This is a genomic window from Psychrobacter sp. NG254, from assembly GCF_015277735.1.
Taxonomy (GTDB): domain Bacteria; phylum Pseudomonadota; class Gammaproteobacteria; order Pseudomonadales; family Moraxellaceae; genus Psychrobacter.
This window is the reverse complement of the sequence record NZ_JADHDA010000004.1, coordinates 418,279-438,664: the sequence shown is the minus strand read 5'-3', so window position 1 is coordinate 438,664 and position 20,386 is coordinate 418,279. Positions and strand designations below refer to the sequence as shown.

Here is a 20,386-nt window from a genome sequence, read left to right as displayed (position 1 = left end):
GGAGATTCAGCATGAACCAAACTAACCACAATCGCATCTCAATCCAACAAGTAGACAGTGTTTTGCACCCCATCACTGAAGCAAGTGGTATGCCTAATACTGCTTATGTCAGCGAAGAGTATTTCAATTTTGAACGCGATAACATCTTAAGCAAAACTTGGGTATGTGTCGGGTTTGCCTCTGACCTTATTAAAAACGGCTACATCAAACCTGTCGAATTTATGGGATTGCCATTATTGATGATGCGTAATCGTGAAGGTAAAGTGCAAGTGTTCCATAACGTGTGTAGTCACCGTGGTATGAAATTGGTTCATGAAGAGGGCGTGGTACAGGGCGTGATTCGCTGTCAGTATCATTCTTGGAGCTACGATTTAGACGGAAACTTAAAAGGAACGCCGCACGTAGGCGGTATAGGCAAACACAAAGATGAGCGTTTTAAATGCGAAGACCATGGTCTACGTGCATTACGTTCTAATGTTTGGATGGATATGGTCTTCGTAAACATATCAGGGGATGCCGCACCGTTTGAAGCGCATATCGCTCCTTTATTAGAGCGTTGGAAGCCGTTTTGGGGAGAGAATGGCGTCGATCAAATCCACCGTGTGGATATGAGTGAAGGTTTAGAGATTGAGGTAGATAGTAACTGGAAGTTGACGGTCGAAAACTACTGCGAAGCCTATCATTTGCCTTGGGTGCATCCAGCATTGAACACGTACTCAAAGCTAGAAGACCATTACAATATTATGTTTGAAGACCGTTTTGCAGGACAAGGTAGCTATAAATACAACTTGTCTGATACTCAAGGCACTCATTTACCTAAGTTCCCAAGTTGGCCAGAGGATAAGTTGCGTCATGCTGAATATGTGGCTTTGTTTCCAAACGTACTGTTGGGCATTCAGGCAGACCATGTATTTGCAATGATGATTGATCCCATCAGTGCCGAAAAAACAACTGAAAAACTCCGCTTGTACTTTGTTAGTGATGAGTCTGCCAAAGACATTTATGCAGCTTGTCGTACAGCGACGCTAGAGTCTTGGCGTGTGGTATTTAGTGAAGACATTACGGCGGTCGAAGGTCTACAAAAGGGTCGTCATTCTCCAGGGTTTGGTGGCGGTGTGTTTTCACCCGAGATGGATTTACCAACACATTTCTTCCAAAAATGGCTAGCCACACAAGCGAAAGCTGCACTAGAAAAGGAGGCATAAGATGCAACATTACCTTAATTATATCAATGGTGAATGGAAAAACTCACACTGTCAACTGACTGTGATGAACCCTGCTACTGGTGCACCCTATGCCACTGTTGCTCAAGCAAGTATCGAGGATGCTGATCTAGCAATGGCTGGAGCAAGGCATTGTGTGAGCCAAGGGCTGCTTACCGATATACGCCCAGCGCAGCGCCTTACTTGGATGCTCAAGGCAGCTGAGGAAATTCGTAAAATTACGGAAGAGGCCGCTTTAGTGCTGTGCTCAGAAAACGGTAAAAACTTGGATACGGCTCGTGATGAGTTCATCGAAGCAGCCCGTTACTTTGAATATTACGCTGGCATCGCAGACAAAATTGAAGGGATATCTGTGCCATTGGGCAAAGACTACATCAATTTTACTCAATACGAGCCAATGGGTATATCAGTACAGATTGTCCCTTGGAATTTCCCTGTATCAATTTGCGCGCGTTCTTTGGCGCCAGCTTTAGCCGCTGGCAATGCGGTGGTTGTAAAATCTCCTGAGATTTCGCCCATCGCTATGACATTGTTATTTAAAGCTATCGAAAAAGCTGGTTTTCCACAAGGTGCGGTGAACTTACTTTGCGGCAAAGGCTCAGAGGTTGGCTCGCACTTAGTCAAGCATTCAGAAACCAATCAAATTGTATTTACAGGTTCAGTGCCAACTGGGCAACGCATATTAATAGATGCTGCTGAACGCGCAACACCTTCGGTGATGGAACTGGGAGGAAAGTCTGCTGCCATCGCACTAGCAGATGTGGATCTAGACACGTTATTGAGCAGTGTCAAGGTCGGTATTTTCTACAACTCTGGGCAAGTATGCTCAGCGATGTCACGCCTACTGGTACATCGCAGCCGTTATGAGGAAGTAAAAAATGCAGTCGTTGATTTGGCACAGAGCTTAAGTATCGGAGTAGGTGAAGATAACTCTGATTTAACGCCTGTGGTATCTAAGAGTCAACAGCAGCAGATTCTAAAAATGATTGAGTCTGCTCGTGAAGAGGGCGCATGTATTTTGACAGGTGGCAGTGCACCTGACTTAGATGGTTATTTTGTATCGCCAACGATCATCGAGGCCAGCCATGAGATGAGTATCACGCAGCAAGAAGTCTTTGGACCTGTCTTAGTGATAATGCCATTTGACGAAGAAGAGCAAGCGATTGAGATGGCCAATGGTACAGAGTTTGGTTTAGTGGCTGGGGTATTTGGCGAAGGGTTAAGTCAGACTTTACGGGTGGCAAACAAACTGGTTGCTGGGCAGATATTCATTAATGAGTGGTTTGCAGGCGGGGTTGAGACGCCTTTTGGCGGCGTAGGATTGTCAGGTTTTGGTCGAGAAAAAGGGCAGGAAGCCATCTATAGTTATGTTCAGACGCGCAATATTGGTATTCGTTTGAGACACAACAAGTAGTCACAGAGTAAAAGGGAGTAGGCACAATGAAAAAATGGTTATGTATTGTCTGTGGTTGGGTTTATGACGAGGCGAAAGGCTGGCCTGCTGATGGAATCGCACCTGGCACAAGATGGGAAGACATTCCAGAAGATTGGTTGTGCCCTGACTGTCAAGTGACAAAAGCTGATTTTGAGATGCTCGAGATTACCGATGAAGAAGAGGAAAGTATTGGCAACGCTATCGTTGATAATACTATTGAACCAGTCGTTATTATCGGAAGTGGTCATGCAGGTTATCAGTTGGCGTCAGCATTGCGTAGCCAGTCTCCAGATTTGTCTATTACCTTATTCACCGCCGATGATGGATCGGTCTATAGTAAACCCGCATTATCTAATGCGCTTGCCCTAGGCAAAAGCGGTGATGATCTAGTGAGAGAGTCTGCGCTGAGCTGGGAGCGACGATTAGATATTCGTGTATACGCACACACTCGTATCAACAAAATTGATCGTTCACAAAAAAGACTCTACACCACAATAGGTGAATATACCTACGGCCGCTTAGTATTAGCGACTGGTGCAACACCAATCATCATTCCGGTAGAAGGTGAGCAGTCCGCTCTATTCAGTGTGAATGATCTAGCAGATTACAAACAGTTCCGCTCTCATCTAACCGATAAAAAACATATCACTATTTTAGGTGATGGCTTGATTGGTTGTGAGTTTGCTAATGATCTAGCAGCACATGGTATTGCTGTCACAGTGGTAGGGTTGGGCAAATGGCCTATGGAGCGACTAATCCCGCAGCAGTTGGGTAGTGCATTGCAACAAGCATTGAGCGGAATTGGTGTGGAATGGAAGCTGGAGAATAGTATCCGCTCTGTTCAATCACGCGGTGATCGTTATCAGTTAGCGCTACAAGATGGGCAATGTATAGAGACAGACTTGGTACTCAGTGCCGTTGGCTTGAGACCAAATATTGCATTGGCTCAAGCAGCAGGTTTGGTAACAGGCCGAGGTATCCAGACCGATTTAAATCACCAGAGTAGTGACCCTGCGATATATGCATTAGGGGATTGCGCTGAGGTGGATGGTGAATGGGCACCTTATATCAATCCTATTAATCAGGCGCTACCTGCTTTGGTAAATAGCCTATTAGGGAAGCCGACGCCAGCATCATTGAAAGCGACACCCATTATCGTAAAGACGCCTGTTTTACCGCTGAGTATATTGCCAGGGGTCGGCGCTGGGGATTGGAGGGTTGAGCAGTATGGGCAAGAGTTGGCTGCGGGTTTTTATGATAAGGCAGGCAATCTAAAAGGCTTTGCACTACTTGGTGCGACACTGCAAAGCCAGCGCAATCAATGGCTTGAAAAAATCACGCTCAATAAAACGGCAGCTTGAGGAAATAATAATGGTTAATTTACCGAATGATGACAAAAGCTGTGGTTGGTATTCCGTATTACCTACGCCAGAACCTGCCAAAAAACTGCTTGGAACACAAAAAGCCGATTATGCGATTATTGGTGCAGGCTTTGCTGGCCTAGCGGCCGCAAGACGATTGGCTGAGCTAAAGCCAGAGGCGCGTATTATATTGGTAGATGCGCAGCGTGTAGCAGAAGGAGCCTCAGGGCGTAACTCAGGCTTTGTGATAGATTTGCCACATAAGTTTTCATTAGAGCACCCAGATCCTGAGCTTAAGAAAAAGCTATTGCACCTAAATAGAACCGCCATATCTCAGTTGCAAGGATTGGTCGAACAGCACAACATCGATTGTCAGTGGTCGGCAGTAGGTAAGTACCAAGGCGCAGTTGGCGAACGTGGTGAGGAGCACCTAAAAAATTTTGAGCATTTGATGAAAAATCTAGGGGAGCCTTATCACTGGGTAGAAAAAGCAGAGCTCAGTAGCGTTCTTGGAACCAATTATTATAGCCGTGCTATTTTTACGCCTGGCTCATGCCTCATGCAGCCTGCCGCTTTAGTACAAGGAATGGGTAACAATCTACCTGAGAATGTAGAACTGTTTGAAGAATCACCAATTACAGACATACAGAAATTAAATGGTAATTGGGTACTGACCAGTAATAAAGGAACAGTGATTACACCTAAGTTATTACTGGGCACCAGTATCTTTACGCGAGAGTTTGGCTATCTCAAAAATCGTCTATTACCCGTGATGACTTTTGCCAGTTGGACTCGTCCACTAACTGATGAAGAGATGAAGATATACAAAGGTGACTTAAACTGGGGATTAACACCAGCTGACCATGCTGGTACGACATTACGCATGACTGCGGATCGCCGCATTCTTATTCGCAATACCTACAAACATGTACCAAAATATGGCAAAAGCATCAGTGATGAAACACGCCAATGGGTTCAGACGGATCATCGAAAAGCATTCTTAGCCCGTTATCCTGAGCTAGCAGGTGTGCCTTTAACCCATACATGGGGAGGTGTTTATGCCATTTCACGCAATTTTACGAACTTCTTTGGTGAGTTAGAAGATGGCGTGTATGCCAGCGCGTGTGACAACGGTGTTGGTGCGGCGTGGGGAACCATTTCTGGAACGCTACTCGCAGATCTGGTGGTAGGAGCAGACTCCCAAGATTTGCGTGATATTCAATATGTGACTGATATGCCAAGCTTAAACCCACCAGAACCATTTTTAGGACTGGGGGTTAAGTTCCGCATCAATCTTGCAAAATGGCAAAGTCGCAGTGAACTATAGCAACCGCTAGGAGATGATCATGAGTGAAGTAAGATTAATAGATAGTAAGAACCTAGAATTTAGTGTACGTGGCGACTCTCCAGGCATGGCTTATGTTGCTAGGGCATTAACGCCTGACGTTTCTCCAAATATGGGGATAGGTTTTGCTCGTTGGGAAGGTGCGGAGGTCGCATGGCAAGTACTCTACGATGAGGTTGTCTTTGTGATAGAAGGCTGTTTTGAGTTGACGGCTAATGGTCAAAAGTACGAAGTGCGTCCAGGACAGATGCTTTGGATTCCTGAGGGAACAGAGCTTATATACGGTGGCCATGCCTTATTTGGCTATGTTGTGCACCCTGGTAACTGGAAAGAAATCCATGGATTGACATAAATGCGATATTTAAGAACAAAGCTCTTTAAGTCTTAGGATTTAAAGGGCTTTGTTCTTTTATAACCGTTCTTATAAATATTGATATTAGAGTCAATAACAACGCATTTAAGTGATAATGATTAACACACATGTATCTTAGTGTCCTTACTTTTGAAGTGTTGAACACCGCGATCAGTTTTTAAGACTTCTAATGATATACTCAAGCTTTCAGGTGTCTCTATTTACGTTCTAATCTAAGGAATAGATTAGTTATTACTAAGATGACAAGCTAGGAGTGTCGATGAAAATCAAGCCATTACCCCCGATGAACAGCCTTATTATGTTTGAAGTAGCAGCACGCTACCAGAGCTTTACCTTAGCTGCTGATGAGCTAAACGTCACGCAAGGAGCCGTCAGTCGTCAGATACGCCAATTAGAAGAGTATCTTGGCAAAGAGTTGTTTATTCGAGCCAACCGTAAGATTTCTTTATCGCCTACTGGATTGCAGTATTATCAAAGCATTTATGGTGCGCTGATTAATATTGCCCAAGCGACCGGAGAAATCAAAAAATGGCGCGGTGAAAATCAAGTCACAGTAGCCACCACACATGCCATGGCAGCACTTTGGCTATTGCCTAAGGTTGCACGATTTCAGCAAGAAGAAGGCATAGACCTGAGAATACTAGCAACTGATAATGTTGTGGATTTGCATAGTATGGACTGCGATTTGGCTTTGTTTTACTGTCGGGTACCACCTGCAGGAATGGAGGTGACCCCTCTATTTCCAGAAGAAGTCTTTCCTGTCTGTAGTCCGGATTATTTGGTGCAGTTTAATAATGATAGATCGCTAGAGAAAATATTTGGTGGCACTTTATTGAATCTTGATGAAGCACGAATAGACTGGATGACTTGGCCTGAGTGGTTTAGTGAAGTAGGTTATCCTACTATTACGCCTAAAAATAAAGTTCATATCAATAATTACACGATGTTGCTTCAGGCTGCAATCAATGGTCAAGGTATTGCTTTGGCGTGGGGCTCACTTGTAGATGACTATCTGAAAAGCGGTGCGCTAGTGCGCCCAGTGGATACCGTTTTACGTACTGCAGAAAACTTTTATATGTTGGAGCCTTTAGGTCGACATAACACATCAATGAGTGTGACCAAATTCCGGAAATGGCTACTACAACAGCTTCCGGAGATTGTAGGAACAAAAAGCTTAGATTAAAGAGCAACTATTTTGTACTATCAACAACAACCTCACTGCATAATTAACAACAAAAAATGACGTTGCATATTATTTATCAACATTAAGGAGGTGTTAGTAGGTAATGACGAGTGTTTAAAGGGTTTGAGGTAATGCGAGGTTATGTCTAAATACAATAATTGGTGCGCCCACCAAGAGTGGGCTATGACTCTAAGAGTCTTTAATGCCAACCTATACAGCAATTTTATAATTAATTTTAACAACATATTTAACAACATTTTATTATCGTTACTCTATGTTTGCGAGGTAGAAAAAGATTGTAGCTGCTTACAAAAGAATCATGCTAGTAAGCACAAATTATCTGATTTCAGCAATCAATGTCTCATAAGCTGATTCAATCCATGCATGCTCATTAGCATAACCGTTTAATACTGGATCGAAATCAAAGCTGTTACTTTCAAAAATAATCTCTGCAAGATTATTCTCTAGCATATATTCAAGGTCTTGAACTAAGCTTTCTAATATCTCTATACTTTCCTTACTCGCAAAACGTATGATTACATCTGTGTCGTTTGCTCTATGATCGGAGTACTCTGCCTGCCAATCTTGATAGAAGTAGGCATTCATTAAATATATAAATGCATCAAGCATAATATTTCTCCATACCTTATCTTTATAGTCGTCACTTTCGTCACTTTCGTCACTTTCGTCACTTTCGTCACTTTCGTCACTTTCGTCACTTTCGTCACTTTCGTCACGCATTTATACTTATATCGTCACTTTATGATTTTACCTAATCAGTAGTATATACATAAGTGTTTGTATTATATGGCTTTATTTTAATAAATATCTTTTTTATATGCGCAAAATAGGCCTCTAGGGGTGACGAAAAATGACGAAAACACCGTGATGTAAGACTTAGTCACTATGAATATTATCCATGCTATCTTTATATTGATTTGATTTTTATCAACAACACCTGCCATGCCTGTAACTCACCTTTAAATCTGATATAGTTCTCAGTATCTTACTGGACATTTATTTGTTCTAGCTTTTTATAACATTATTCAACCTTGCCAAACAAACAATAAGACGAACCCATGACCAAAAACTTCTCTCAAACAGCGGCTTTCATCTGGTCTGTCGCTGATCTATTACGTGGTGACTTTAAGCAGTCTCAATACGGCCGCATCATCCTGCCATTCACACTACTGCGCCGCCTAGAGTGCGTATTAGCAGACACCAAAGCGGCTGTGGTTGCCGAGAGTGAGCGTATCGCTGAGAAAGGTCTGCCAGAGGAAGCACAAGAAAAGTTCATCATACGTGCCAGCAAGCATGCGTTTTATAATACCTCGCCCATGGATTTGAGCAAGATGGGTCAGAGCGATATCAAAGATAACCTAAACAAGTACGTGCAATCCTTCTCTAAAGACGCGCGTGAGATATTTGAACACTTCAAGTTTGAAGAGTTTGTTGGGCAATTGGCCGATGCTAACTTGTTGTATAAAGTGGTGCAGAAATTCGCCACTACCGATCTTAGCCCTGACGCTATCTCTAACCATGAAATGGGCTTTGTGTTTGAAGAGTTAATCCGCCGCTTTGCAGAGAGCTCAAACGAAACTGCTGGGGAGCATTTTACCCCGCGCGATATTGTGCGCCTGACTACTTCACTGGTATTTATGGAAGATGATGACGCATTGACCAAAGACGGCATTATTCGCACCATTTATGACCCAACAGCAGGGACGGGCGGCTTCCTATCCTCTGGTATGGAATACGTGCTAGAGCTGAACCCTGATGCGGTCATGCGTACCTATGGGCAAGAGCTCAACCCTGAGTCTTATGCCATCTGTAAAGCTGACATGCTGATCAAAGGGCAAGAGGTGAATAACATTAAGCTGGGCAATACCTTGTCTAGCGATCAGCTGGTCGCTGAGAAGTTTGACTATATGCTATCGAATCCACCTTTTGGGGTAGATTGGAAAAAGATATCAGGTGAGATCAAAGACGAACACGAGCAAAAAGGCTTTGATGGTCGCTTTGGGGCTGGCTTGCCGCGCGTGTCTGATGGCTCGCTATTATTCTTGATGCATCTGATTAGCAAGATGCGTCCGATCGTTAGTAACGAGCAAGGTGGTGAGCAAGAAGCTAGTAATGGTCAAAACAGTAACCAAGGCAGCCGTATCGGTATTATCTTAAATGGTTCACCGCTATTTACAGGCGGCGCAGGAAGTGGCGAGAGTGAGATTCGCCGTTATATCTTAGAGGCTGATTTACTAGAGGCCATTATCGCCCTACCTACCGATATGTTCTACAACACGGGTATCGCTACCTATGTATGGGTATTAAGCAATAAGAAAGCGCCTGAGCGTAAAGGCCATGTGCAATTGATCGATGGCAGTAACCTATACGGCAAGATGCGTAAATCACTTGGCTCAAAGCGTAACGAGATGAGCGATGATGATATCAAGACCATTATCCGCAGCTTTGGTGACTTTGAGGTAGTCGATGCGCGCGTGCTAGATAAGCCTGAAGAGGTGAAGTCTAACCGTGGCCGTCAGTCTGCTAATCCTAAAGCTGAGCCTGCCAAGACTTTTGCCAGTAAGATATTTGCCACTCATGAGTTTGGCTATCGCCGTATCACCATTGAGCGTCCGCTACGTCTATCCGCTCAGCTATCCGACGATTCCATCGAAACCTTACGTTATGCCTCTAAACCGTTTGATATGGTCATGCCAGCGCTGTATGAAGCATTTGGTAGTAACTGGACAACTGATAGCGACAGTAATGACAGTAGTAAAAGCTACGGCGACTTATCAAACGTCACGTTAGAAGCTCGGGCAATGATTAAGGTAGACTTTAGCGAGCTAAAAGAAAAGCAAATTAAAGACGTGCTCGATGCAAAGCTCTGGCAAGATCAGCTTGAGATTATGAATAAAGCCAAAGCCTTGCAAGCGGCTATCGGTGAAAAACAGTTCGATGACTTTAATGAGTTTGAGAAGGTGCTCAAACAAGCGTTAAAAGAGGCTGATGCCAGTTTAGATATTAGTCTTGATGCTAAAGAGAAAAAGCAGCTGATGGATGCCATCACTTGGAAAAATCCTGAAGCAGAACCCGTCATCAAAAAAGCGCTTAAGGTTGAAAGTCCGCTCTATGGTGCGTTTAGCTATAAACCTACCGCGACTAATCAAAAAGCAGACAAGCCAGCCAAGATTGTAGAGTTCCAAACAGACAGCGACTTGCGCGATTATGAAAACGTACCGCTTGACCCAAGCCTGACCACCACCGAATTAATTGAGGCATACTTTGCTCATGAAGTGCAGCCGCATGTGCCTGATGCGTGGATCAATAGCGACAAGACAGATGCCATCGATGAAGAGATCGGCATTGTGGGTTTTGAGATTCCGTTTAACCGTCACTTCTATGTGTACGAGCCACCGCGCGCGCTTGCCGATATCGATGAGGACTTGGATGCGGTTAGTAGTGAGATTATGCAGTTGTTGGGTGAGGTGCATTCGTAATGGCGAAGTATCAACAATATGAAGAGTATAAGGACTCTGGGGTTGAGTGGTTGGGTCAAGTTCCTAGCGAGTGGAGTGTTTCACCACTTAAGCTTTATCTAAATACACGAAAAGGAGTTGCTTTTAAGTCAGCTGATTTCACTGATATAGGTATAAGGGTAGTAAAAGCAAGTGATATTAAAGATAAGACTATTCGTCAGTCAGAAGTATTTTTGCCATCTTCTTTTTCCGAGATATATCCTAAATCTGTACTGAAGGAAGGAGAGATAATAATAAGTACTGTAGGAAGTACTCCAGATGTTAAAAATAGTGCCGTTGGGCAGATTGGTATATTGCCATTCGAGCTTGATGGTAGTCTGTTAAATCAAAATACGGTAGTGCTTTCACCTAAGAACAATGTCCTAAGTAATTTATTTCTATTCTATCTTATACAAACTGATGTTTATAGAGAGCATTTAGATTTAAACGCTCATGGTACAGCCAACCAAGCTAGTTTAAATATTTCGGATATACTGAATTTCACTTTTGCGCGTCCTACTATTCAAGATCAAGCTCAAATCGCCAACTTCCTCGACCACGAAACCGCCCAAATCGATACTCTAATCGAAAAACAGCAAACGCTTATCCAACTATTAAAAGAAAAGCGCCAAGCGGTGATCAGTCATGCCGTGACCAAAGGCTTAAACCCTGATGCGACGATGAAAGATTCAGATGTTGAATGGTTAGGGGAAGTGCCTGAGCATTGGGAGGTAAAAGGTATTAAACGTTTATCTGAGATAAAACGAGGTGCTAGTCCAAGACCTATCGCTGACCAAAAATATTTTGATGACGAAGGTGAGTATGCTTGGACACGTATTGCAGATGTTTCTAGAGCGGGTATGTACTTAGATACGACAACACAGCGTCTGTCTGATTTAGGCGCTTCTTTAAGTGTCAAGTTAGAAGCAGGTGAGTTGTTTTTGAGTATCGCGGGTACTGTAGGCAAGCCATGTATAACAATATCAAAAGCATGTATTCATGATGGATTTGTTTATTTTCCAACTTTAAAAATTAATAATAAGTTTCTTTTTTATATTTTTGAAGCAGGACAAGCTTATTTAGGTCTAGGGAAGATGGGTACTCAGTTAAATTTAAATACTGAAACTGTTGGCGGTATCGAAATAGGTTTACCACCTAAAAAAGAGATAGAAGCAATCATCAAATATATAGAAGATGAGAAAGCTAGATTTAACCATCTAATATATAAAGCAGAACAAGCCATTCAACTCATGCAAGAACGCCGCACCGCTTTAATATCTGCTGCGGTTACGGGTAAGATTGATGTGCGGGGCTGGCGGGCGCTTAGTATTGAAGCTTTTTAGGTCTCATTTTTTATACTTTTAAGATATAGTTTAATTTGAATTTTGGAAGCTGCCATACATTCTATATCTTAAATAATTATTATAAAAATCAGAACCTATATATATCAATTTTTAATTTCCCATTATGATATTTTTTATGACAATCGTTACATAGAGTGACAAAGTTAATAATATTAGAGCTACCATCTTCAGAGTAAGGTATAAGATGGTGTCCTCTAGCTTCTTTTTTTTCAGTATTCCAACAGACGATACAGAGATGAGCTTGTAATCTCTTTATTTCACGTTGCTGCTTAGTGTGTGAGTAAGGTCGACTTTTACTCATCACATTGGTCTTCTATTGAAGAATGTATAGCCTTTATCTTACTTGGAAGTTCGCTGCTTTTGCCTTCTACTAGTGTAGCAATGACACTGTCAGAAGTTTCTTTTTTCTTTAATTTGACTATTTCTGAGTGCATTCTGTTTTGTTCGTCTTCTGTCATATTATCAAGTCTTAAAATAAGTGCTCTATCCCTAGGTAAGTTGTTCTCTAGATATAAGGCTTGACATGTGCGACGGTTATGTCCTTCTTGACCACAATTACTACATTTCATTTCATCACCTCAGAATGTAGAGATCTTCAAATCACCTTTACTAACTACCACTTCATTATCACCCTCACTTATCGTCCAAGTAGATGTAATTTGTGGTAAGCCTTCATCTGATTGATTGAGTAGTATAATATCAACGTTACCTTTTTTTCTTTTAACAGATATTGCCATACCATCCATATAGTTAAAGACACTTGATACCTCATCCCCTTTTTTTAAAATTTTTATTTCAATATTCTTTTTATTCATTTGTATTCTCCGATTAACTAACGAAAGCTAAAGTAATAGAATTATTTTTACATCATAAATATTATTGATATTTATTCAGAATATTCTACGCCAAATTTTGACAATTAACATGTGATAGTAGGAGATATATTGTTTAAAGCCAAAGTTTGCGAACATCTATCAAAGGGTGCTATCTTTTCGTAGGGGCATCAGACTGTCATTGGCGCTTTCTCATTTATGAAAGCCAATAGAAGAGTTCAACACAATATTAATGGTTGTAACTCTTTTATCTTATTTCATATAAAATTTATTAAAACCACTAAATAATTAAGTAAATTAATATGACCGACACAACCCACGAATCTGTCTTCCAAGCCGATATTGTCACTCAGATGCAAGCGCATGGCTGGCAAGTAGGTCATGCCAGCGGCTATCAGGCAGAGACCGCACTATACGAGCAAGACGTGCTCGACTTTGTGCAGACCACCCAGCCACAGGAATGGGAGAAGTTTTGCCGCACCTTTCCTATCGATTCAGAGCGTCACTTTGTCGCCGCACTGGTTAAGCAGCTCAATAAGGCCGATGAGCACGCTACCGATAGAGCCTCGCGCACCTATGGCACATTGGGCGTCTTACGTCATGGCCTAAAGATTCGTAACGCACGTTTTGACTTATGCCAGTTTAAGCCTGAGCACAGCCTTAATCCTGAGACCATGGCACGCTATGAGGCCAATATCTGCCGTGTCGTTCCTGAGGTGGTTTATAGCCCTCATACCAGTATAAAAGACAGTACAGACGGTAAAGTCGCTAAGCGTAACCGTATCGATGTGGTGCTGTTCGTCAATGGCCTACCTGTCACAACGATGGAGCTAAAGTCTGAGTTTAAGCAAGCAGTACAAAATGCGATTACTCAGTATAAGAAGACACGCCTGCCAAAAGACCTTGATACTAAAAAGCCTGAGCCGCTGCTGACGTTTAAGCGTGGCGCATTGGTTCACTTTGCGGTCAGTCAATATGAAGTCTATATGACAACTAAGCTGGCAGGCGATAGCACGTACTTCTTACCATTTAACAAAGGCACCAGTGACGGCGGCGCGGGTAACGATATCCCTGACGATATCAGCCAATATGCCACTGACTATCTATGGAATGAAGTACTCACACCAGAGAACTTACTCGCCATCCTCGGCCATTTTATGCACTTGCAGATCGATGAGGAAGAGGACGCTATTGGGCGCAAGTCCAAAAAAGAGATCATGATGTTCCCACGCTATCATCAGTGGGACGTGGTAACCAAATTGGTTAATGCCGCTATTAATGAAGGCGCTGGTCAAAAGTACCTCATTCAACATAGTGCAGGCTCAGGTAAGTCTAACTCTATCGCATGGACTGCCCATCAGCTATCGACCTTGTACAACAGCGACGGCGATAAACAGTTTCATTCAGTCATTGTCATCACCGACCGTACCGTGCTTGATGACCAATTGCAGGACACCATCTATCAGTTTGAACATGCCGATGGCGTGGTCGGTAAGATCAATAGAAAAGAGAGTGACGGCTCAAAGTCTGAGCAACTTGCGGCCGCATTGGTAAACTCTCAGCCGATTATTATCGTGACCATTCAAACCTTTCCGTTTGTACTCAAAGCCATTGAAGACTCAAGTGTGCTCAAGTCGCGCCGTTATGCCATCATCGCCGATGAAGCACACTCATCACAGACAGGCTCTACCGCACGCCAGCTTAAAGAAGTGTTGGTATCAGGTGATATAGAGAGTAAGCAAGGCGGTACTGTTGATAATGCTGCCGAGAATGATGCGCCGCTATCTAGCGAAGACATATTGGATGCCACGCTTGCCGCACGCCGTAGCAGTCCAAACCTCAGCTACTATGCCTTTACCGCCACGCCTAAGCCAAAAACCATTGAGCTGTTTGGACGCTTACCTAACCCTGACTTGCCAGCCTCTAAAGATAACCTGCCAGCCGCTTATCATGTCTACTCAATGCGCCAAGCCATTGAAGAGGGTTTTATCTTAGATGTGCTCAAGAACTACACCAACTACAAAGTGGTCTATCAGCTCAAGCAAAAGCTGGCCGCTGCTGATGATGAAGTGGATACTCGCCGCGCCAAGATTAAGCTCAATAACTGGGTACGCTTGCATGAACACAATATCGCGCAGAAGGTTAAGATCATCATTGAGCACTTTAATGACAACATTAAAGGTTTATTAGGTGGCCAAGCCAAAGCGATGGTAGTAACAGGTTCCCGTAAGGAAGCAGTACGCTATAAGCTAGCCTTTGATAACTATATCGCAGAGAATGGCTATCATCGTATCAACGCCATGGTCGCGTTCTCAGGGGAAGTCACCTTTAATGACAATGACCCTGATAGCGGCGCATTACTTGGCGAGAAGTTCACCGAGCATAATATGAACATCGGGTTAAAAGGCCGCGATCTGCGTAAAGCTTTTGACAGTGATGACTATCAAGTGATGCTGGTGGCTAACAAGTTCCAGACAGGCTTTGACCAGCCCAAACTGTGCGCCATGTACGTGGATAAGAAACTGACGGGCGTGGATTGCGTACAGACGCTTTCACGGCTGAACCGTACCTATAGGGCAAAGCAGAGAGCGGCACGTTTGTGCTCGATTTCTTTAATGATCCTAACGATATTCTTGAAGCCTTCCAGCCATACTATGAGACCGCAACCTTAGCGGATGTGTCTGACCCTGATAAGGTGTTTGATCTTTCTGAAAGACTGCGTGCACCTCAAATTTTCTTATGGCATGAGGTCGAGCAATTCGTTGAGGCCTTCTATAGTAAAAACAAGTCTAACGCCGCCATTAGTAATATCTGCAAGCCAGCAGTTGAGCGTTGGCAAAAGAAGTACAAGCTGGCACGTGAGCAAGCACAGCACGCCAAAGTGATGCTTGAGCGTACCAAAGCAACGGGCGATGTGGTGCTGATGACCAATGCTGAGAATGACTACAAAGGTTTTAAGGCCGATCAAGACGCGCTAGAAATATTCAAAAAGGATTTAGGCACCTTTACCCGCCAGTATGAGTTTATGTCGCAAATCGTGGACTATGACGACAAAGAGTTAGAGAAACTGAGCCTATACGCTCGTAACCTACAGCCTCTACTACGTGAAAGCGTGGACAATGAAGATGAGGTTGATCTAAGTAACATCGTCATGAGTCATTATCGCGTCTCAAAGTTGCATCAGCAGGACTTAAAGCTACAAGAGGGCAAGTCTGAGTATCAATTAGATGGTGGCAGTGGAGCAGGTACAGCAACACCCAAAGATAAACAAGAGGCGCTACTGTCTCAGATTATTGATAGATTAAACGAGGTTTTTGCTGATGAGGACTTTACCGATAAGGACAAAGTGAACTTTATGAATACCATTTGGGATAAGGTCACGGAGAACGAGATTGTGGTCAAGCAGTTCACCAATAACAGTGTTGATCAGATTATGCTGGGCGGCTATCCAAACGCTGCCGAGGACGCTATGTTTGATGCCAAGGGTACGTTTGAAGACATGACCATGCATTTACTGTCGAACCCGAATCGGTTTAAACAGTTTATTCGATTGATGCTTGATACGAAGCTGGGTGCTGAGGCAACGATGTAATATTTCAGATTAGTTTTAAGAAGCGTCCTCTCGCTATAATCGTACCAAAGTGGTTCCATTTTTCCAGCTTTTTTTTGGTTCCAAATTTATCTCTGGTTCCAAGCTGAATCACTTTCCATGACTGGGCTAAGAGTGGTTTTTTATGTTGGAACCAAAGAGAAAACAGGCGTGTTTTGGTTCCAAATATCCACAATTTGGCTGTTTTGGTTCCAATATTTTTCTTTGCTGTCATCAGAGTACAAACAGTAAGAAAGGCATGCGTATTAACGTATGCCTTTCAATATTTCAGTCGTCGAGATAGTTGTCAGCTATGCATAATTGGCTATCATACCAAATGGTGGTATCTCGTTATCTGGCTCAGAAATAACATTAGCTGCTGTAACTGCCTTTTCAGTGTGGGACACTTGGGACAACGGTACAGCGACTCTGATTACTGGATTCGTGGCTGTCCCAGTACTTTTTAGGGCTTGGGACGAATGGGACAAATTAGCAGGTTTATATTTACTTTGTCCCACCTGTCCCAATAAGACTTTGATACTTGGGACGGTCTTTAGCTCTTTCGTTGTATGGTCTGTCCCGTTCGTCTCCGCTGTCCCAGTACTTCTATTGATGTCATAACTTAAGATATTACCTGTAACTGCATAGAAGGGGTCACGCTCTATAAAAAGTGTTTTTGGTGATTTATATGCTTTACGATCTCCTTGATTACGCATTAAAAGATTGGCATCATCCAAAACTTGCAAGACTTTTTTAGCATTAAAAGGTGGGCAGACTTCCTTTTCAAAGGTGTTCATTAAGAAATAATAGTCACCTGTATTAGTATTGCGATAGCCTACACGGTTAGAAGTTTTAGGCTCAAAGTCTGGGCATCGGTGACTATGGCGCGGCTCAAAACGACTTGATCCATGCTGTTCAATAAACGACTGAATATGTTTGATGATCTGGCGCTGCTCATGCTCACCATCGCGGCCATAGTTATCAAGCCAATTATCAAGGCATGTCATAACGGCTGTGGTTGCTTGTCCTGCTTGCCAGCCTGTTATCTCTGCCTGAGTTGCCATCTCACCAGCTGCGGCAACAATAGCGAACCGTTTAGCCACTCTATGTGCTTGTGGTGCAAGGTCGCTATACTTACTCATAAAGTCTGTTACAAGCTGCTTAGCGGTGGCTGTGGTCGCTGCCTTATCAGTGGTGATATGTTCAAGCCATGCTATGCCAGCCACACCATGATAAGCGTGTGATAGCTCGTTGATCTTATCGGCTTGCGCTGCGCCTGTGGGTGCCAATACCAAACTATCAAAAGTCTTTAAGCCTTTGCCAGCATCAGCATCTATATGTGCTACCCGAACCTCAATACCTGCATTGGTTTTCTGTCCTGCTTGCGCCATGATGTTTTGCAGCGACTCTTCACCATTGGATAAAAAAATAATGCGCCATTCTTTGGCTATGCGGTTGTGTCCTGTAGTCGTGCTTCTACCTTTGCCGTGACCATTACCTAGCATATAAACGGCTTTGCCTACTATTTTGGGGGCACATTCGCTGATCTCATCAAGTGGCAGAAAACTGTCGTTATGCTCGCTTGCTGTGCCCTCAAGTGCGTTATCAGTGCTGCGCCATGTCTTAACATACTTATCAGGATTGCCCCATACACTAGCAGCCAACTTAAGCGATAAAGATTTACCCATGCTTGATGAGCCTAAAAGGTGGAAACCACCCCCGTCAGATTCTAATAGCGAAAGTAATTGACCAGCAAAAGCGCAAGCAATAGAAAAAACCAAGCGGCTTTGCTCTGCTAGTGGTCTGCATAACTCATCACGCCATTGAACTAATGTCCCTTTTTGGGATAAAGTACTATTAATTGCATTAGCAGACTGATAGACAATCAACTCCTTGCCATCGCTACCTATCGTCCCATTAGGTAATATGTATTGCTCCTTATGCCAGCCCAACTTATCCACGCATAATGCTCGTTTGTGAATAGGGTAGTCCTGAATATAAGCATCTAAGTAGTTGCGCTGCTTGCCATTGGTAGTAATGCTTAATCCTTGACTGGCAAGCTCACGGCGATACTCACGGGCATCACCTTGCAGTAACGCTAACGGCATTGACCACGTATGTAACACGCTGTCATCATCATGCCATTGCAGTAACCGCCCCCATGTAGCGCTGCTTGTGTCCCGTGTTTTAGCAATAATCTCTATGGGAGAACAAACAAACATTTTTTGCTTATATAGAATATTGCTAGGATCGCTGTCATCGTACTTCACGAAAAACAGACCATCATGGTATAGCTCAAAGCGACCATCATCATAAACCATAGGCGTATTCAGTTGCGGTACTTTGTCGTCGCGCCATTCAGGATAGTAAGTGGTATCTTTTAAATTGATTAGCTGGGTATCATCAGCGGCCAGTATCGCCTCATAGCTATGATTAGCATGTAGCATCGTGACCATATCAGCCACGGTAACCAATGCCCTAGCATTCACGCCTGCCAGTAGATTTATCATCCCTTTGTTATCTATAGTCATCGGTATGGTGACCTGTGATCCGCTGCTCCAATGCTGCACCATCTTTTTAAAGCACTGCTTTGTTCTTTGAGGGCTGATAATAATAGTCTTGTCACTAGCCATCAGGCACGCATAAGTATCAATACCGTTATCCAAATTATCAAACGCAAGCACCTCATTAGCTTTATTCGTGTCACCAATGACGATAGCTCCATACCCTGTAGGATCAATGACAATAAGCGTAGCTTTGCTGTTTGGTGTGTAGAACACAGCGCCTACGGGTTGCTTTTGTCTGTCGGTGATTGCTATAGCTATTGTGCCAGCTGTCGCTTCAGTTTTGCCAATATCATCACCATGATATATAGTAGTGTCGTCTGTAGAAAATAGCAGTCGCTCAGGTTCTACCATGCTGTAAAGCTTGGTCAAGAATGGACAGTTTGCCAGTTGTTTCTCTGTAGCTGGCTTGCAACCTTGTAAGAGAGTATCAGCGCCCATGTTGTCAGCATGGGCTTTTTTATTGTCTATCGTTTGTGGTGTAGGGGTCATCTTTTACCCCTTGCTGGCGACTGGTTCGGCTTGCGTGTAGCTTGATATTTCTTGTAGTAGCTCTTACGCTTGGAATACTTACGGCTTTGCTTTGGTGGGTAGCTTCTCACTGTGCTACCTCCTTGCCGTAACGAGTCAATGCTAAGGTTTGATTGACTTTCTCTAATCTTGCATTTAATAGATTCATCCATGTATTGACAGAATCATTTCTTAAATGTGACATATTTACAATGATATGTGGCTGCATCTTGGCATGGTGAACAAGAGATAATAGATGCCCAATATCATTCAATGCAGCGACGACTCCTTCAATATCACAGGCAATATCTGATAGATCATGTGCTGATAAGACAACGACTTCTCTATCATTATCAGTGGTCATATCAATTATTTTGCGCTGGCTAGTTTGGCTGATAGACAAGGCGTTATCAGGTAAGCCGCTAAGAGCTTCTAGCTGGGTTTTATTGTCATTACTATTCATGGCTTGATACCTCGACTTCAGGCAATGAGACAATATCTCGCATGATGCCTGAGCTCAATTCGCTGGCATGTGTACTGATAGCGAGTAAGGCGGATCTCACCGCTACTATCACACCCTTTGACGCTGGGTCGTCTGCTTCAATTGTATTAAGTGCATAAGCCAAGCTTTCGCAGTCATTGGAATAGTTTTGAATGAGTTCATCGATGTAGTCTAACTTATGACTGTCAACTGCTACTAGGCGTGGTTTTAAAATCTCAATGGGTTTTGATGTCATCATGACTAAGCTCCCATTAGATTATTGGATTGATTGTCTGAGTCTGGCTGTTCGTTGTGAGAATTTACCCAGTGATTAATATCAGACAAACGCCATAAGCTCGCACGTCCAATTTTTATGGGCGTTGGGAATTGATTTTGACTGATGAGATGGTAGATGTGTTTAGCAGAGAATCCGATTATACCGCGTGTAGCATTCTTAGCAGTGACGGTGCGCTGTTGTCCTGATTGAGTCGTATAGGTCTTGGCGATGCGTCCCGATTGGTTAGCAAGGTCTGCCATTCTTAGATATTGATCGTTGAGTTTCATAATATTCACCTCATAGCGGTTAGAGTGATTGCCGGTAATGGCT

16 protein-coding genes and 1 pseudogene are annotated in these 20,386 nt (G+C 43.3%); 9 read left to right on the top strand and 8 right to left on the bottom strand.

Translation table 11 applies throughout. The annotated features are described in order from the left end of the window. The first annotated feature begins 11 nt into the window (after positions 1 to 11). The 6 genes from IP510_RS09180 to IP510_RS09155 all read left to right on the top strand — a co-directional run bounded on the left by IP510_RS09180 (position 12) and on the right by IP510_RS09155 (position 6,920). Positions 12 to 1,205: an aromatic ring-hydroxylating oxygenase subunit alpha gene (locus tag IP510_RS09180; RefSeq protein ID WP_194364477.1), complete on the top strand. Its 1,194-nt coding sequence runs from the start codon at positions 12 to 14 to the stop codon at positions 1,203 to 1,205. A 1-nt stretch (position 1,206) separates the two neighbouring features. Next, complete coding sequence (locus IP510_RS09175; protein WP_194364476.1) at positions 1,207 to 2,637, top strand: aldehyde dehydrogenase family protein; 1,431 nt, start codon at positions 1,207 to 1,209, stop codon at positions 2,635 to 2,637. A 26-nt stretch (positions 2,638 to 2,663) separates the two neighbouring features. Next, complete coding sequence (locus tag IP510_RS09170; protein ID WP_194364475.1) at positions 2,664 to 4,019, top strand: FAD-dependent oxidoreductase; 1,356 nt, start codon at positions 2,664 to 2,666, stop codon at positions 4,017 to 4,019. A 10-nt stretch (positions 4,020 to 4,029) separates the two neighbouring features. Then, the gene (locus IP510_RS09165) at positions 4,030 to 5,346 is read left to right on the top strand and encodes an NAD(P)/FAD-dependent oxidoreductase (protein WP_194364474.1); all 1,317 of its coding nucleotides are present in this window, start codon (positions 4,030 to 4,032) and stop codon (positions 5,344 to 5,346) included. Between the two features lie 19 nt (positions 5,347 to 5,365). Then, complete coding sequence (locus IP510_RS09160) at positions 5,366 to 5,716, top strand: cupin domain-containing protein (RefSeq protein ID WP_194364473.1); 351 nt, start codon at positions 5,366 to 5,368, stop codon at positions 5,714 to 5,716. 280 nt (positions 5,717 to 5,996) lie between these two features. Then, complete coding sequence (locus tag IP510_RS09155) at positions 5,997 to 6,920, top strand: LysR substrate-binding domain-containing protein (RefSeq protein WP_194364472.1); 924 nt, start codon at positions 5,997 to 5,999, stop codon at positions 6,918 to 6,920. Positions 6,921 to 7,256: 336 nt separating this feature from the next. Here the strand turns inward: IP510_RS09155 and IP510_RS09150 are convergent, their stop codons facing one another. Then, entirely contained in the window at positions 7,257 to 7,661 is a 405-nt protein-coding gene (locus tag IP510_RS09150; RefSeq protein WP_194364471.1) for a contact-dependent growth inhibition system immunity protein, read from the bottom strand. Between the two features lie 338 nt (positions 7,662 to 7,999). On the opposite strand from IP510_RS09150, the gene IP510_RS09145 reads away from it, so the two are divergent. After that, positions 8,000 to 10,420, top strand: coding sequence for a type I restriction-modification system subunit M (locus tag IP510_RS09145; RefSeq protein WP_194364470.1), 2,421 nt, complete (start codon positions 8,000 to 8,002; stop codon positions 10,418 to 10,420). Next, on the top strand, positions 10,420 to 11,781 hold the full coding sequence (locus IP510_RS09140) for a restriction endonuclease subunit S (RefSeq protein WP_194364469.1): 1,362 nt from the start codon (positions 10,420 to 10,422) through the stop codon (positions 11,779 to 11,781). The genes IP510_RS09145 and IP510_RS09140 overlap by 1 nt, the downstream gene beginning before the upstream one ends. 88 nt (positions 11,782 to 11,869) lie before the next feature. Here the strand turns inward: IP510_RS09140 and IP510_RS13965 are convergent, their stop codons facing one another. The 3 genes from IP510_RS13965 to IP510_RS09125 all read right to left on the bottom strand — a co-directional run bounded on the left by IP510_RS13965 (position 11,870) and on the right by IP510_RS09125 (position 12,617). After that, positions 11,870 to 12,103 (bottom strand): HNH endonuclease, encoded by a 234-nt coding sequence (locus tag IP510_RS13965; protein WP_194364468.1) that lies wholly within the window; start codon positions 12,101 to 12,103, stop codon positions 11,870 to 11,872. Beyond that, the gene (locus IP510_RS09130; RefSeq protein ID WP_194364467.1) at positions 12,096 to 12,260 is read right to left on the bottom strand and encodes a hypothetical protein; all 165 of its coding nucleotides are present in this window, start codon (positions 12,258 to 12,260) and stop codon (positions 12,096 to 12,098) included. The genes IP510_RS13965 and IP510_RS09130 overlap by 8 nt, the downstream gene beginning before the upstream one ends. 120 nt (positions 12,261 to 12,380) lie before the next feature. After that, complete coding sequence (locus IP510_RS09125) at positions 12,381 to 12,617, bottom strand: hypothetical protein (RefSeq protein ID WP_194364466.1); 237 nt, start codon at positions 12,615 to 12,617, stop codon at positions 12,381 to 12,383. A gap of 320 nt (positions 12,618 to 12,937) precedes the next feature. Here IP510_RS09125 and IP510_RS09120 point away from each other — a divergent pair. Continuing rightward, a pseudogene (locus IP510_RS09120) lies at positions 12,938 to 16,227 on the top strand (type I restriction endonuclease subunit R). A gap of 308 nt (positions 16,228 to 16,535) precedes the next feature. Here IP510_RS09120 and IP510_RS09115 read toward each other — a convergent pair. The 4 genes from IP510_RS09115 to IP510_RS09100 all read right to left on the bottom strand — a co-directional run bounded on the left by IP510_RS09115 (position 16,536) and on the right by IP510_RS09100 (position 20,343). Continuing rightward, complete coding sequence (locus tag IP510_RS09115) at positions 16,536 to 19,280, bottom strand: DUF927 domain-containing protein (protein WP_194364465.1); 2,745 nt, start codon at positions 19,278 to 19,280, stop codon at positions 16,536 to 16,538. A 106-nt stretch (positions 19,281 to 19,386) separates the two neighbouring features. Further along, positions 19,387 to 19,761 carry a hypothetical protein gene (locus IP510_RS09110; RefSeq protein WP_194364464.1) on the bottom strand — a complete coding sequence of 125 codons (375 nt, stop codon included), beginning with the start codon at positions 19,759 to 19,761 and terminating at the stop codon, positions 19,387 to 19,389. Continuing rightward, entirely contained in the window at positions 19,754 to 20,038 is a 285-nt protein-coding gene (locus IP510_RS09105; RefSeq protein ID WP_227669610.1) for a hypothetical protein, read from the bottom strand. Before IP510_RS09105 ends, IP510_RS09110 begins: the two co-directional genes overlap by 8 nt. Positions 20,039 to 20,040: 2 nt before the next feature. Continuing rightward, positions 20,041 to 20,343, bottom strand: coding sequence for a helix-turn-helix transcriptional regulator (locus tag IP510_RS09100; RefSeq protein WP_194364463.1), 303 nt, complete (start codon positions 20,341 to 20,343; stop codon positions 20,041 to 20,043). Positions 20,344 to 20,386 lie beyond the last annotated feature (43 nt).